The organism is Pseudomonas viridiflava (assembly GCF_900184295.1).
In the GTDB taxonomy this organism is placed as follows: domain Bacteria; phylum Pseudomonadota; class Gammaproteobacteria; order Pseudomonadales; family Pseudomonadaceae; genus Aquipseudomonas; species Aquipseudomonas viridiflava.
Window position 1 is genome coordinate 1940941 of record NZ_LT855380.1, and the last position, 12786, is coordinate 1953726.

The 12786-nt window shown below is 58.7% G+C and carries 11 protein-coding genes; 4 read left to right on the forward strand and 7 right to left on the reverse strand.

Annotated elements, in window-relative coordinates; translation table 11 throughout:
* Positions 1–300 precede the first annotated feature (300 nt).
* The 4 genes from CFBP1590_RS09195 to acnA form a co-directional block, all read right to left on the reverse strand.
* On the reverse strand, positions 301–963 hold the full coding sequence (locus CFBP1590_RS09195; RefSeq protein WP_088234883.1) for a hypothetical protein: 663 nt from the start codon (positions 961–963) through the stop codon (positions 301–303).
* 300 nt (positions 964–1263) lie between these two features.
* Positions 1264–2829: a methyl-accepting chemotaxis protein Aer gene (aer, locus tag CFBP1590_RS09200; RefSeq protein WP_088234884.1), complete on the reverse strand. Its 1566-nt coding sequence runs from the start codon at positions 2827–2829 to the stop codon at positions 1264–1266.
* Between the two features lie 98 nt (positions 2830–2927).
* The gene (locus CFBP1590_RS09205) at positions 2928–3719 is read right to left on the reverse strand and encodes a CPBP family intramembrane glutamic endopeptidase (RefSeq protein WP_029242826.1); all 792 of its coding nucleotides are present in this window, start codon (positions 3717–3719) and stop codon (positions 2928–2930) included.
* A 112-nt stretch (positions 3720–3831) separates the two neighbouring features.
* The gene (acnA, locus tag CFBP1590_RS09210; RefSeq protein ID WP_088234885.1) at positions 3832–6582 is read right to left on the reverse strand and encodes an aconitate hydratase AcnA; all 2751 of its coding nucleotides are present in this window, start codon (positions 6580–6582) and stop codon (positions 3832–3834) included.
* Positions 6583–6770: 188 nt separating this feature from the next.
* Between acnA and rlmM the strand changes: the two genes are divergently transcribed.
* From rlmM to pdxB, 3 genes are all read left to right on the forward strand, one after another.
* The gene (rlmM, locus tag CFBP1590_RS09215; protein ID WP_029242828.1) at positions 6771–7853 is read left to right on the forward strand and encodes a 23S rRNA (cytidine(2498)-2'-O)-methyltransferase RlmM; all 1083 of its coding nucleotides are present in this window, start codon (positions 6771–6773) and stop codon (positions 7851–7853) included.
* Positions 7854–7903: 50 nt separating this feature from the next.
* Positions 7904–8158, forward strand: a complete 255-nt coding sequence (gene tusA / locus CFBP1590_RS09220; RefSeq protein WP_004880865.1) for a sulfurtransferase TusA — start codon at positions 7904–7906, stop codon at positions 8156–8158.
* 71 nt (positions 8159–8229) lie between these two features.
* The gene (pdxB, locus tag CFBP1590_RS09225; protein WP_088234886.1) at positions 8230–9381 is read left to right on the forward strand and encodes a 4-phosphoerythronate dehydrogenase PdxB; all 1152 of its coding nucleotides are present in this window, start codon (positions 8230–8232) and stop codon (positions 9379–9381) included.
* 52 nt (positions 9382–9433) lie between these two features.
* On the opposite strand, the gene CFBP1590_RS09230 is transcribed toward pdxB, so the two are convergent.
* The gene (locus tag CFBP1590_RS09230; RefSeq protein WP_004880870.1) at positions 9434–9613 is read right to left on the reverse strand and encodes a PA1571 family protein; all 180 of its coding nucleotides are present in this window, start codon (positions 9611–9613) and stop codon (positions 9434–9436) included.
* 295 nt (positions 9614–9908) lie between these two features.
* Here CFBP1590_RS09230 and CFBP1590_RS09235 point away from each other — a divergent pair, with 295 nt between their 5' ends.
* Complete coding sequence (locus CFBP1590_RS09235; protein ID WP_088234887.1) at positions 9909–11687, forward strand: ABC transporter transmembrane domain-containing protein; 1779 nt, start codon at positions 9909–9911, stop codon at positions 11685–11687.
* A 56-nt stretch (positions 11688–11743) separates the two neighbouring features.
* Here CFBP1590_RS09235 and ppnP read toward each other — a convergent pair whose 3' ends face one another.
* Together ppnP and CFBP1590_RS09245 are read right to left on the reverse strand one after the other, a co-directional pair.
* On the reverse strand, positions 11744–12025 hold the full coding sequence (gene ppnP, locus CFBP1590_RS09240) for a pyrimidine/purine nucleoside phosphorylase (RefSeq protein WP_004880874.1): 282 nt from the start codon (positions 12023–12025) through the stop codon (positions 11744–11746).
* A 176-nt stretch (positions 12026–12201) separates the two neighbouring features.
* Positions 12202–12744 (reverse strand): 3'-5' exonuclease, encoded by a 543-nt coding sequence (locus tag CFBP1590_RS09245; protein ID WP_029242832.1) that lies wholly within the window; start codon positions 12742–12744, stop codon positions 12202–12204.
* Between the last annotated feature and the right edge of the window lie 42 nt (positions 12745–12786).

Here is a 12786-nt window from a genome sequence, read left to right on the forward strand (position 1 = left end):
ATGTGCAATGGGTATTTGATTATGGTGTTACAGATTGTGTCTGTTTAAGATGTTTATTTATGACTGCTGGTCCCGTGTTTAAGGGGTCAGGCTTGAATTCGGATCTTTCGGTGCGATCAATTTTTCACGAGTAGCGTAGGACGCTTACTACAGTAATTTCTGAAAATTAGAAAAAGATTCTGCAATCATCCTTATCCCACTCCTATGTAGGATATTTCGTTCAACATTATTACCGAAATCGTTCACACGTTCGCGTGAACGATGGTTTTTCAAGTATTCATATGAGTGCCTTTGTAAGGCTTAACGCTGCATGGACAACTCGACGAGTTGCGCCATGATCGAAACATTACCTGCCCGGTCGACTACCTGATAGCTGAACGTGATGTGCTCGCTGTCCAGGTTCGTCAGAAATTCACGCTCAAAGCCGATTTGCACAGGCCGGTCGGTCAGGTCTTGCGGTGTGACCACGTGAACCGGTCCTTCGATGCCGTTGCACAGGGTCTGAATTCGGTCACCGGACTGCATGTCCGCGTAGCCAGGAATTGCGCCTTTCAGGACTTCCCCGAAGTTGATCTGCGGGAAGATGATTGGGGCGAGGAGGGTTGCGCCGGGTGCAGTGCGGTCTATTCGGATGACTGTCTTTAGCGAGTCCTGCGTGATCATGCCTGGAAAGCCAGTCCAGCTATAGTGGACAGTGTAGGATCCGTCATTCATCAAGTAGCGTGGATGTATATTCATGATGAACGACAGTTCGCTTGGTGGGTTTGGGTCAGAAATGATCTGATCAAAGACTGTTTCAGTACCGTTAATTTTCAACTCGAAGAGATCGCCCTGTTGAATCATACCTGTAAGGGTAAACAGAACCTCGATGTTCGCTGCCAGATCCGCTACCTTTATAAGGCCGTCATAATCGGCTACGGGAATGGCAGGAGCTGACAGCTCAATATTCTTGAACGTGTTCATGATCTTATCCAATTAATTAGCAAGGTGCGTCTGCACGCTTGTTGTTGAGGTTTGAGCAATGCGTGATGTTGCCAGGGTGTAGATGCTATTGCTTGAACTTTAACTAATAGGATATGTGCGTCATTGTCAAACCTGTTTCGCCTGTTTTTCTCTCATGTGAATGGTTAGAGAAGTGACCTACGCAGTACACAGATATTGTTGTAGGAATTACTGTCCTGCTGAGTGCATTTGGCTTGGCTGCATGAAAAGAAAAAGCCCCGACAAACCCAAATCTGCCGAGGCTCTTCCAAACACTATCCCTTACCGATTAAACCGCTCCACCAACGAATATTGCGAATTCGCCGTATCCGTCAATTCCGCGCTCAATACTGCAGAGCGATGCGCTTCATCCGAAGTCTTGTCGGCCAATCCGGCAATGGTCGAGATATTGCGGTTGATCTCTTCAGCCACCGAACTCTGTTCTTCGGTGGCCGTGGCGATCTGGGTGGTCATGTCGGTGATGTTGGCCACCGCTTCGCTGATGCCCACCAGCGCCTGATCGGCTTCCAGTACGCGGGCTACGCCTTCTTCGGCCTGGCGATGCCCGGTGTTCATGGTCTGGACGGCGTCGTTCGCGGTCTGTTGCAGTTTGGCGATCAGGCCATGGATCTGTCCGGTGGATTCGGCGGTGCGTTGCGCCAGTTGCCGGACTTCGTCGGCGACCACGGCAAACCCACGGCCCATTTCTCCGGCGCGGGCGGCTTCGATGGCGGCGTTGAGGGCCAGCAGGTTGGTCTGGTCGGCGATGCCTTTGATCACATCGACCACGCCGCCGATTTCATCGCTGTCCTTGGCGAGTTGCGTCACAGTCAGGCCGGTTTCGCCGACCGATGTCGACAAACGCTGAATGGCTTCGCGGGTCTCGCCGGCAATATCGCGACCGCGACGGGTCAGTTCGTTGGCCTGTTGCGTGGCCTCGGCGGCGCGGTTCACGTGGCTGGCGACCTCTTGTGTGGTAGCCGCCATTTCATTGATCGCAGCGGCCACCTGTTCGGTTTCCACGCGCTGACGCTCGAGCCCGGTCGAGCTGGCGTTGGCCAGCGAGTTGGATTGACGTGCCTGATGGTTCAGGTGTTCAGCGGTGTCCTGCAGGCGCGTCAGGCAGGTTTTCATGCGCGCCTCCTGGCTGAGTATCGACATCTCCAGACGCGCCTGCGGACCGCGACTGTCGGTGTACATCTGCGCGATCAGCGGGTCGGAGGTGGTCTGTTCGGCCAGGCGCAGCAGGCGCTTGGTGCCACGTTGTTGCCACGACAGCCCCAGCAGGCCCAGCGGCACCGAGAGCGCGGCGGTCAGGGCAAAGCCCCATGACGAGTTCAGCCATACACCGATCAGAAAACCGAGCTGGCTGACGAGGATGAACGGCAGCCAGTCCTGCAGCATCGGCAGCCATTTATCGCGCCCTGGCACTGCGCTCTTGCCCTGGTTCAGGCGCGCGTAGAGCCCTTCGGCACGACGGATCTGCTCGGCGGTCGGCTTGATGCGTACCGACTCGAAACCCACAACCTGGCGGTTTTCCAGCATCGGCGTCACGTAGGCATTGACCCAGTAGTGATCGCCGTTCTTGCAGCGGTTCTTGACGATGCCCATCCAGGGTTGGCCGGATTTGAGCGTCGTCCACATGTGCTCAAAAACGGCAGGCGGCACGTCAGGGTGGCGGACGGTATTATGAGGCGCGCCGACGAGTTCTTCATGGCTGTACCCACTGATGTCCACGAAGGCTTCGTTGCAGTACGTGATGGTGCCGCGGGTGTCGGTGGTGGATATCAGACGTTGTTCGGCAGGAAAAGTCCGCTCACATTGAGTGATTGGCTGGTTATTGCGCATTGGATTTCGGTCCTTCGATCAATAAGACTTTCGCGTGTTATCGACCGGTCAGCTCGAAAATTGAATATTACTGGCAGTTTCTGATTCGTCAGACGCAGCTACCGGTCCAGCATAGGGTAGGTAAACAGTGCGAAATGCACCAGATTCAGCCCGAAGTGGCTGATCACCGCAGCCGTCAGGCCACCGAAACGGAAAGCCACGCCGTAACCGATACCCGCCATGCCCGCGAGCAGTACCCATTCCCATCCGGCGCCAAGATGTGAAAGTCCGAAAAGACAGGCTGTGAGGGTGATCGCCAGCGGCGTCGCGAACCTTGTGGAACCGAACCATCGTTGCAGACCGCCTTGAAGATAGGCGCGGAAGAACAGCTCTTCTGTCAGGGTTACCAGGAGTAGGTTGTTCACCCACCAGATCGTGCTTTGCGCAGGCCATTTGGGCGCCCAGCCCGTGATGCCCAGCAGAACGGCCGTCGTCATGCAGAACGCAGATGTGACGACGAGTGCGAGAACGCCGACTTTGAGTGAATGGGCAATGCCGACGCCGACCAGAATCCAGGGGCAGGCCAGCAGCAGCCAGAAGCCGATCAGAGGCTTGTCCAGGTTCAGGTCCATCGTGTAGGCCGCCGCGTCGGGCGTAAACCGTACGGCATCAATGACGATCGCGTTGTTGAAACCGGGCATCACGCTTAAAGCCAGCGCCAGGCCCGTCAGAATGAACATTGCGTGACCGATCACGCGAACGTAGCGAGGGCGAGTGTTCTGGACGCACACGCCAGCGATGATCAGCAGGCTCAGGCCCAGTAACGCTGAAGGGGCGAGGCTGCCGTGTAAAAGCGCCAGCCCGTACCCGAGGCTCAGAAGACTTAAAGCCAGCCAGTGCCGTGAGGCCATAGCAATACCCCTGATGAATGAAATCGGGGAGTCTACAGCGCTTTGGGCGAGGGAATTTGTTTCTAACCGCTTCCGCAGGCACCCGGGGATATCCCAGGTGCCGTCGCGGCTATCAGGACGCGATCAACTGCCGCAGTACGTAATGCAGAATGCCGCCGGACTTGAAGTACTCGACTTCATTCAGCGTATCGATGCGGCACAGCACGTCGACCGTCTCCTGACTGCCATCTTCACGGGTGATGTGCAATTGCAGGCCGATACCCGGACGGATGTCGGCATCGGTCAGCCCGGTGATGCTCAACGTCTCCTTGCCGCTCAGGTTCAGGCTCTTGCGGGTCTGCCCGTTCTTGAACTGCAGCGGCAATACGCCCATACCGACCAGATTGGAGCGGTGGATACGTTCGAAGCTCTCGGCAATCACCGCCTTGACGCCCAGAAGATTGGTGCCTTTGGCTGCCCAGTCGCGGCTGGAGCCGGTGCCGTATTCCTGCCCGGCAATGATCACCAGCGGCGTACCTTCCTGCTGATAACGCATGGCTGCGTCGTAGATCGCCAGCTTATCGCCGGAAGGGACGTGCACGGTATTGCCGCCTTCCTCACCCCCCAGCATTTCGTTGCGAATGCGGATATTGGCGAAAGTGCCGCGCATCATCACTTCATGATTGCCACGACGCGAGCCATAGGAGTTGAAGTCCTGATAGTCGACGCCTTTCTCCTTCAGGTAACGCCCGGCAGGGCTGTCGGCCTTGATGTTGCCCGCAGGAGAGATATGGTCAGTGGTCACGGAGTCGCCCAGCAGCGCAAGGATGCGCGCATTCTCGACATCCTTGATGACCGGCAACGGGCCGCCGATGTCCTCGAAGAACGGCGGATGCTGGATGTAGGTCGAATCGTCCTGCCAGACATAGGTTGCCGCTTGCGGCACCTCGATAGACTGCCACTGCTCGTCACCGGCAAACACTTCTGCGTATTCCTTGTGGAACATGCTGGTGTTGACGCTTTCCACGGCTTCGGCGATTTCTTTCTGGGTCGGCCAGATATCACGCAGATAAACCGGCTTGCCATCCGAGCCTTCGCCCAGCGGCTCGCTGCTGATGTCGATGCGCACCGAGCCTGCCAGTGCGTAGGCCACCACGAGCGGTGGGGAAGCCAACCAGTTGGTTTTCACCAATGGGTGAACACGACCTTCAAAGTTGCGGTTGCCCGACAGCACTGACGCAACGGTCAGGTCCGACTGTTGAATGGCCTTTTCGATGGGTTCCAGCAGCGGGCCTGAGTTACCGATGCAGGTGGTGCAACCGTAGCCCACCAGATCGAACCCCAACTTATCCAGATATTCGGTCAAGCCTGCCGCTTTGTAATAGTCGGTGACGACCTTGGAGCCCGGAGCCAGCGAGCTTTTGACCCACGGCTTGCGCTGCAGGCCTTTTTCTACAGCCTTCTTCGCAACCAGCCCGGCTGCCATCATGACGCTCGGGTTTGAGGTGTTGGTGCAGGAAGTGATGGCGGCGATGACCACGGCGCCATCCTTCAAACGATGGGTTTCGCCATTGTGCTCGTAAGAAATCTCGCCGCCGACCTGCGCTTCGTTGCCCACGGCAACACCGCCTCCGCCTCCGCCTTCGCTTTCAAGTCGACCTTCTTCGACTTTCGCAGGCTTGACCTGCAAGCCGAGGAAGTCACTGAAGGCCTGAGCGACATTGGGTAGAGCAACCCGATCCTGCGGGCGCTTCGGCCCTGCAAGGCTGGCTTCCACCGTGCTCATGTCCAGTTCCAGGCTGTCGGTGAATACCGGTTCCTGACCTGGCAGACGCCACAGGCCCTGTGCCTTGCTATAGGCCTCGACCAGCTTCACGGTTTCATCCGGGCGACCGGACAGGCGCAGGTAATCCAGCGTCACGTCATCGACCGGAAAGAAGCCGCAAGTCGCGCCATATTCCGGCGCCATGTTGGCGATGGTGGCACGGTCCGCCAACGGCAGATCGGCCAGGCCGTCGCCGAAGAACTCGACGAATTTGCCCACCACGCCTTTCTTGCGCAGCATCTGGGTCACGGTCAGCACCAGGTCGGTGGCTGTGATGCCTTCCTTCAATTTGCCGGTCAGCTTGAAGCCGATCACTTCCGGAATCAGCATCGACACCGGCTGGCCGAGCATGGCGGCCTCGGCTTCGATACCGCCCACACCCCAGCCGAGCACCCCCAGGCCATTGATCATGGTGGTGTGCGAGTCGGTTCCGACCAGGGTATCCGGGAACGCGTAGGTGCGACCGTCTCCTTCCTTGGTCCAGACCGTGCGGCCCAGATACTCCAGGTTCACCTGGTGGCAGATGCCAGTGCCTGGCGGCACCACGCTGAAGTTGTCGAAGGCGCTCTGGCCCCAGCGAAGAAACGCGTAACGCTCACCGTTGCGCTGCATCTCGATATCGACGTTTTGCTCGAACGCCTGCGAATCGCCGAACTTGTCGACCATCACCGAGTGGTCGATCACCAGGTCCACCGGCGACAGTGGGTTGATGCGCTGTGGATCGCCACCGGCCTTGGCCACGGCGGCGCGCATGGCGGCCAGATCGACAACCGCAGGTACGCCAGTGAAGTCCTGCATCAGCACCCGTGCAGGGCGGTACTGAATCTCGCGGTCGGAACGACGGTCTTTCAACCAGCCGGCAATGGCCTTGAGGTCGTCACCGGTGACGGTCTTGTCGTCTTCCCAGCGCAGCAGGTTTTCCAGCAGCACCTTGAGTGACATCGGCAGCTTGTCCAGATCACCCAGCGAGCGGGCGGCGTCGGGCAGGCTGAAGTAATGGTAGGTCTTGTTATCGATGTCGAGTGTTTTCAGGCTTTTCAGGCTATCGAGGGAGGGCATGAACGGCTCCTTGTAGAATAATCTGTGAGCGACGAATCGCGGGTCCGGGTGGATCAGGTCGTGGACGCCGCGTGTGGCCTCAAGCTTAGTGGACTGCCGGGCCGCGCCAGTGGTTCCTGATTCCGTTATCATGCGCGGCTTTCAAGTCCGCCGGGTTACGCCCGCGTGTCGTTGTCCCAGGAGTCACCATGAATACGCTGTTTATGCATTGCCGGCCCGGTTTCGAAAGCGAGGTTTGCTCGGAGATCGCCGAGCATGCTGCGCGCCTGGAAGTTGCCGGTTACGCCAAGGCGCGCCCCAACACCGCCTGCGCGGAATTCATCTGCAGCGAGCCCGACGGTGCCGAACGACTGATGAATGGCCAGCGCTTCGATCAACTGATCTTTCCCCGGCAGTGGGCACGCGGCGTTTTTCTGGACCTGCCGGAAACCGACCGCATCAGCGTGATCCTCGGGCAGATGACTGATTTCCCGGTCTGCGGCAGCCTGTGGCTGGAAGTCGTGGACACCAACGACGGCAAGGAACTGTCGAATTTCTGCAAGAAGTTCGAAGCGCCGCTGCGCAAGGCCCTGACCCAGGCGGGCAAGCTGATCGACGACCCGCGCAAGCCGCGCCTGCTGCTGACTTTCAAGAGTGGCCGCGAAGTGTTTCTGGGGCTTGCAGACGCTGGCAATTCGGCGATGTGGCCGATGGGCATTCCGCGCTTGAAGTTTCCGCGTGAGGCGCCCAGCCGCTCGACCTTGAAGCTGGAGGAAGCCTGGCATCACTTCATTCCCAGAGATCAGTGGGATGAGCGCCTGTCCGGCGACATGACCGGCGTGGATCTGGGCGCTGCGCCCGGCGGCTGGACGTATCAACTGGTGCGCCGCGGCATGCTGGTGACCGCAATCGATAATGGCCCGATGGCGGAAAGCCTGATGGACACCGGGCTCGTGCAACACCTGATGGCCGACGGCTTTACCTACAAGCCTCGTCAGCCGGTGGACTGGATGGTGTGCGACATCGTCGAAAAACCTGCGCGCAACGCTGCGCTGCTGGAAACCTGGCTGGGCGAAGGCCTGTGCCGTGAAGCGGTGGTCAATCTCAAGTTGCCGATGAAACAGCGCTACGCTGAAGTGCGCCGTCTGCTCGACCGTATCGAGGAAGGCTTCAAGGAGCGGGGCATTCGCGTATCGATCGGCTGCAAGCAGCTCTATCACGACCGTGAAGAAGTCACCTGTCATTTGCGCAGACTGGACGTCGCCAAGACAGCACGTCCGCGCAAGGGCTGACGTGATCGTGCGAATTAGGTAACAATGACCACCCGTTTCTGGAGCCCCCCATGTCTGAATCCACCGAAAGCCTCACCGTCGATGCCGTGCTGGATGCCAGCGGACTGTTCTGCCCGGAGCCGGTAATGATGCTGCATCAGAAGGTGCGCGACCTGCCTGCTGGCGGATTGCTCAAGGTGATTGCGACCGACCCGTCGACTACCCGCGACATCCCCAAGTTCTGCGTTTTCCTCGGCCATGAACTGATCGAGCAGCAGGCCGGTGACGGGACCTTCCTGTACTGGATCCGCAAGAAGCTGGACTGATTGGTTGTCGCCGCCTCTCGCCCTTGCTCGCGCTGAGCAAGGGCCAATGCCCGCCTTCAGAGAGACCCCCCATGCGCATTGTCGCTGATGAAAACATTCCCCTGCTCGACGCCTTTTTTGCTCACTTTGGCGACATCCGTCGTTTGCCGGGCCGCTCCATCGACCGAGCTGCGGTTGCCGACGCCGACATCCTGTTGGTGCGCTCGGTGACGCCGGTCACTCGCGAGTTGCTGGAAGGCAGTGCAGTACGTTTTGTCGGGACCTGCACCATCGGCACCGACCATCTGGATCTGGCCTATTTTCTGGAAGCCGGAATCCAGTGGTCCAGTGCGCCGGGCTGCAATGCCCGTGGTGTGGTGGACTATGTGCTGGGCAGCCTGCTCACGCTGGCGGAAATCGAAGGTGCCGACCTCGCGCAACGCACCTATGGCATCGTCGGTGCCGGACAGGTGGGCGGGCGGCTGGTCAATGTCCTGAAAGGGCTCGGCTGGAACGTGCTGGTCTGCGACCCTCCGCGTCAGGCGGCTGAGTCGGTTGATTTCGTCACGCTTGATGAGATTGTCGAGCGCTGCGATGTGATCAGCCTGCATACCCCGCTCAACAGAACCGGCAACTTACCGACCTGGCACCTGTTCGACGAATCACGTCTGCGCCAGCTCAGGCAAGGTGCCTGGCTGATCAATGCCAGCCGTGGAGCGGTGGTCGATAACGCCGCACTGCATGAGGTGCTTCTCGATCGTGAAGATCTGCAGGCCGTGCTCGACGTCTGGGAAGGCGAACCGCAGGTCAACGTACCGCTGGCTGATCTGTGTGTGATTGCCACGCCGCACATCGCCGGTTACAGCCTGGACGGCCGGCAGCGCGGGACTGCGCAGATCTATCAGGCGCTCTGTGCCTTTCTCGGTCAGCCAGCCTCCATTGTGCTTGAGGATCTGCTGCCCCGACCCTGGCTTGCCCAGGTGACGCTGGATGAGAGAACCGACCCGGTCTGGGCCTTGAACATGCTGTGCCGGGGCGTTTACGACCCGCGTCGGGATGATGCCGACTTCAGGCGCAGTCTGGTGGGTGATACCGCCAGTCAGCGTCTGGCCTTCGACGCGCTGCGTAAACACTATCCGCCGCGTCGGGAGATCGAAGGGCTCAAGGTCTGCCTGAGTGGCGAGTCCGAGGCGCTGGCGAAGATTGTCCGTGCGCTTGGTGCGGTGGTCATGCAGGGCGAATGACAGGTAGAAAAAACCCGACTCTGGAGTCGGGTTTCAAGGTATTCGGTGTCACTCAGTTTTGTTCTTCAGGGGTGACCCAAAGCTTGTCACACGCCTGGCAGGCCGCCTGAACCATTTCTTCAGTGATCACAACTTCGCGTCCATCCTGGTCGAGAATCGCACCGCCAACGGGCAGGTCTGGGGTCGCTCGAACGATAGTGACTTCGCTACTGCTGCGCTCTTGCAGGCTCATGGTGTTTCTCCTTTCATCAGGGTTGCGCGTTGAATTTAGCGACACTTGATGACCGCCCGATGACATCGTTCAGTCGTTCAAGCGTGGCTCCAGTCCAGCAGAAACAGGATAAATCTGCCAGCAATTGCTTAGATCGATCCCTTATAGGGGGCTCGTAAAGCTGTCATATCACATGACCCGTCAAACGCCGATCAAGTTCACTGATTTTTGCCGACGTCCTCGAGCGTTTTTGTCGCACGAGAGGTGTAGGCTGGCGGCTTGGTCAATCCAGACGTACAGGCAGGTTGGTTTTTTCATGATTTCAGTGGTTCCCCGTCGTCACCGTCAGGCCATTCGTCTGGCTGTGGGTTTTATCGCGCCTTATCGATGGCATGCACTGGGCGCCTTGCTTGCGCTGATTGTCACGGCAGGCATTACGTTGTCCATGGGGCAGGGCATCAAGCTGATGGTCGATCAGGGCTTCATGACCCGCTCGCCCGAATTGCTCGAACGCTCCATCGGCCTGTTCATGTTGCTGACGCTCGGTCTGGCCGTCGGCACGTTCACGCGTTTCTACCTGGTGTCATGGATTGGCGAGCGCGTTGTCGCAGACCTGCGCAAGAGAGTATTCGATCATTTGATCGAGCTGCATCCTGGCTTTTACGAGAACAACCGCAGTTCCGAGATCCAGTCGCGACTGACGGCCGACACCACGTTGCTGCAGTCAGTGATCGGCTCTTCACTGTCGATGTTTTTGCGCAACGCCCTGATGGTGGTCGGGGGCGTCATATTGCTGTTCGTGACCAACCCCAAGCTGACCAGCATCGTGGTGGTCGCGTTGCCGTTGATCATCGCGCCGATCCTGATGTTCGGCAGGCGCGTGCGCAGTTTGTCGCGGGAAAGCCAGGATCGGGTCGCTGATGTCGGCAGCTATGTGGCCGAAGCACTTGGGCAGATCAAGACGGTCCAGGCCTACAACCACCAGCAACAGGACAAACAGCGCTTTTCGGTCACCGCCGAGCAGGCTTTCGATACGGCTCGCAAGCGGATTCTGCAGCGTTCGTGGCTGGTCACGGTCGTGATCGTGCTGGTGTTGGGCGCGGTCGCGGTAATGCTTTGGGTTGGCGGCATGGACGTGATCAGCGGCCGAATCTCCAGCGGCGAACTGGCGGCGTTCGTGTTCTATGCGCTAGTGGTCGGCATGGCAATCGGTACATTGAGCGAGGTGATCGGTGAGCTGCAGCGGGCAGCGGGTGCTGCCGAGCGGATCAGTGAACTGCTTCAGGCCCGCAGCGAAATCACAGCGCCGACGGTCAATCTGCAACGCCTGCCTGCACGGGTCACCGGAAGACTGGCGCTGGAAGGCGTCAGCTTTGCCTACCCGTCTCGTCCGGAACGCAATGCGATCGATGACTTGAGTCTGGCGATCCAGGCAGGCGAAACCCTGGCCATCGTCGGGCCTTCGGGAGCCGGAAAATCAACGCTTTTTGACCTGCTACTGCGCTTCTATGATCCTCAGCAAGGACGTGTCCTGCTCGAAGGTGTGCCTGTCACCGAGCTTGATCCTCTCGATCTGCGCCGCTGTTTCGCGTTTGTCTCTCAATCACCTGCGCTGTTTTTCGGCAGTGTCGAAGACAACATCCGCTACGGCAACGCTACCGCGACGTCTGAGCAGGTTGAGGCCGCCGCTCGCATCGCTCATGCCCACGAATTCATCCTCGACATGGCTGACGGTTACCAGACTCATCTGGGGGATGGCGGAATGGGGCTGTCAGGCGGACAGCGTCAACGTCTGGCCATTGCCAGAGCGCTGCTGGTCGATGCGCCAATCCTGTTGCTGGATGAAGCCACCAGTGCCCTGGATGCGCAAAGTGAGCATCTCATCCAGCAGGCGCTGCCGAGCCTTATGAAAGGGCGTACGACGCTGGTGATCGCCCACAGGCTGGCGACGGTTCAGAACGCCGATCGTATTGTGGTGATGGACAAGGGGCGCCTGGTGGCTGTCGGTACGCATAAACAACTGATTGCCAACAACCCGCTGTACGCGAGGCTGGCGGCGTTGCAGTTCAATGCCGGGATGGATGAAGCGGGGTAGGGCGTGGAAAAGCTTGCGCGAAGCCGTGGGAGGACAGGCCCTCCCACGTTGGTCTGTCAGCGGTACTCACACAGATAGGCGGTGTCGACACTGACCTTGAGCTGGAATTTGCTGTTGGCGGGAACGTTGAACTGGCTGCCGGTGGCGAAGGTTTCCCAGTCGGTGCTGTCAGGGAGCTTTACACTCAACTCGCCCGAAATCACGTGCATGATTTCCTTTTGCGCAGTACCGAACTCGTATTCGCCCGCCGCCATCACACCGATGGTTGCCTGACCTTCAGCCTGGCTGAAAGCGATGGATTTGACGGTGCCGTCGAAGTACTCGTTAACCTTGAACATGGGCGATTCCTTATGAAAGGGTTAAAAAGGGCTTGCCAGTATGCCCAACGGGCGAAATCCCGTCACTTTTAATACATAAGGCTTAATACCAAGTGACTGACGGTCGTTCAGGGCGTCCTGCGGCAAACACCCGACCGTGGGAGGCATTTTGCCGACGATATCAGGAACCATCGTATTCAATTGGGCAGTATCAACGGCAGCAGTCTGGCGGTGTTGCGCGCATCGACCAGCGCGCGATGCTGTTGCCCCGTGAACTGCATGCCGGCCAGTTGCAATGCGCTGTTGAGCCCCACGGGGCGTTGCAACTGGCGAGCCTGGGCGAAGCGTTGTTTGAGGTTGACGTAAGGCATGTCGGACAGGGCGCTGGTCATGTCATGCTGGCGCCATTGTTCCTCCAGCTGCTTGCGGTCGTAGTCGCCCCAGCTCGCCCATCCCACGACTCGCGCCCGGTGATGGCTCAGCCAGCGCTCGAACAGCGGCCACACAATGGGGAATGTCGCGGCGCTGTCGATATTGTTTTGACTGATATGCGTTAGATCACGGCAGAAATGAGTCAGCACCGGCCTGCGCACCGGGCGCACAAAGCGCTCGAAGTGATCCAGCTCCCGGCCATCCTGATTGACCAGCGTCGCGCCTATTTCGATGACTTCCATTTCTGCGACAGGCCAACCACCTTCTTCTGTGGTTGCCTCAAGATCAATCACCAGCCAATGCGGCATTATCAATGCTCCCGTCAGTATGCGTCAGGTTGAGCGTAGCCA

What these genes read in the sequence shown, in the direction of transcription:
- CFBP1590_RS09195 (WP_088234883.1), bottom strand. Translation starts at nt 963, where the DNA reads ATGAACACGTTCAAGAATATTGAGCTGTCAGCTCCTGCCATTCCCGTA.
- aer (WP_088234884.1), bottom strand. Translation starts at nt 2,829, where the DNA reads ATGCGCAATAACCAGCCAATCACTCAATGTGAGCGGACTTTTCCTGCC.
- CFBP1590_RS09205 (WP_029242826.1), bottom strand. Translation starts at nt 3,719, where the DNA reads ATGGCCTCACGGCACTGGCTGGCTTTAAGTCTTCTGAGCCTCGGGTAC.
- tusA (WP_004880865.1), top strand. Translation starts at nt 7,904, where the DNA reads ATGTCTGAATCCACCGAAAGCCTCACCGTCGATGCCGTGCTGGATGCC.
- CFBP1590_RS09245 (WP_029242832.1), bottom strand. Translation starts at nt 12,744, where the DNA reads ATGCCGCATTGGCTGGTGATTGATCTTGAGGCAACCACAGAAGAAGGT.
- CFBP1590_RS09235 (WP_088234887.1), top strand. Translation starts at nt 9,909, where the DNA reads ATGATTTCAGTGGTTCCCCGTCGTCACCGTCAGGCCATTCGTCTGGCT.
- ppnP (WP_004880874.1), bottom strand. Translation starts at nt 12,025, where the DNA reads ATGTTCAAGGTTAACGAGTACTTCGACGGCACCGTCAAATCCATCGCT.
- CFBP1590_RS09230 (WP_004880870.1), bottom strand. Translation starts at nt 9,613, where the DNA reads ATGAGCCTGCAAGAGCGCAGCAGTAGCGAAGTCACTATCGTTCGAGCG.
- pdxB (WP_088234886.1), top strand. Translation starts at nt 8,230, where the DNA reads ATGCGCATTGTCGCTGATGAAAACATTCCCCTGCTCGACGCCTTTTTT.
- rlmM (WP_029242828.1), top strand. Translation starts at nt 6,771, where the DNA reads ATGAATACGCTGTTTATGCATTGCCGGCCCGGTTTCGAAAGCGAGGTT.
- acnA (WP_088234885.1), bottom strand. Translation starts at nt 6,582, where the DNA reads ATGCCCTCCCTCGATAGCCTGAAAAGCCTGAAAACACTCGACATCGAT.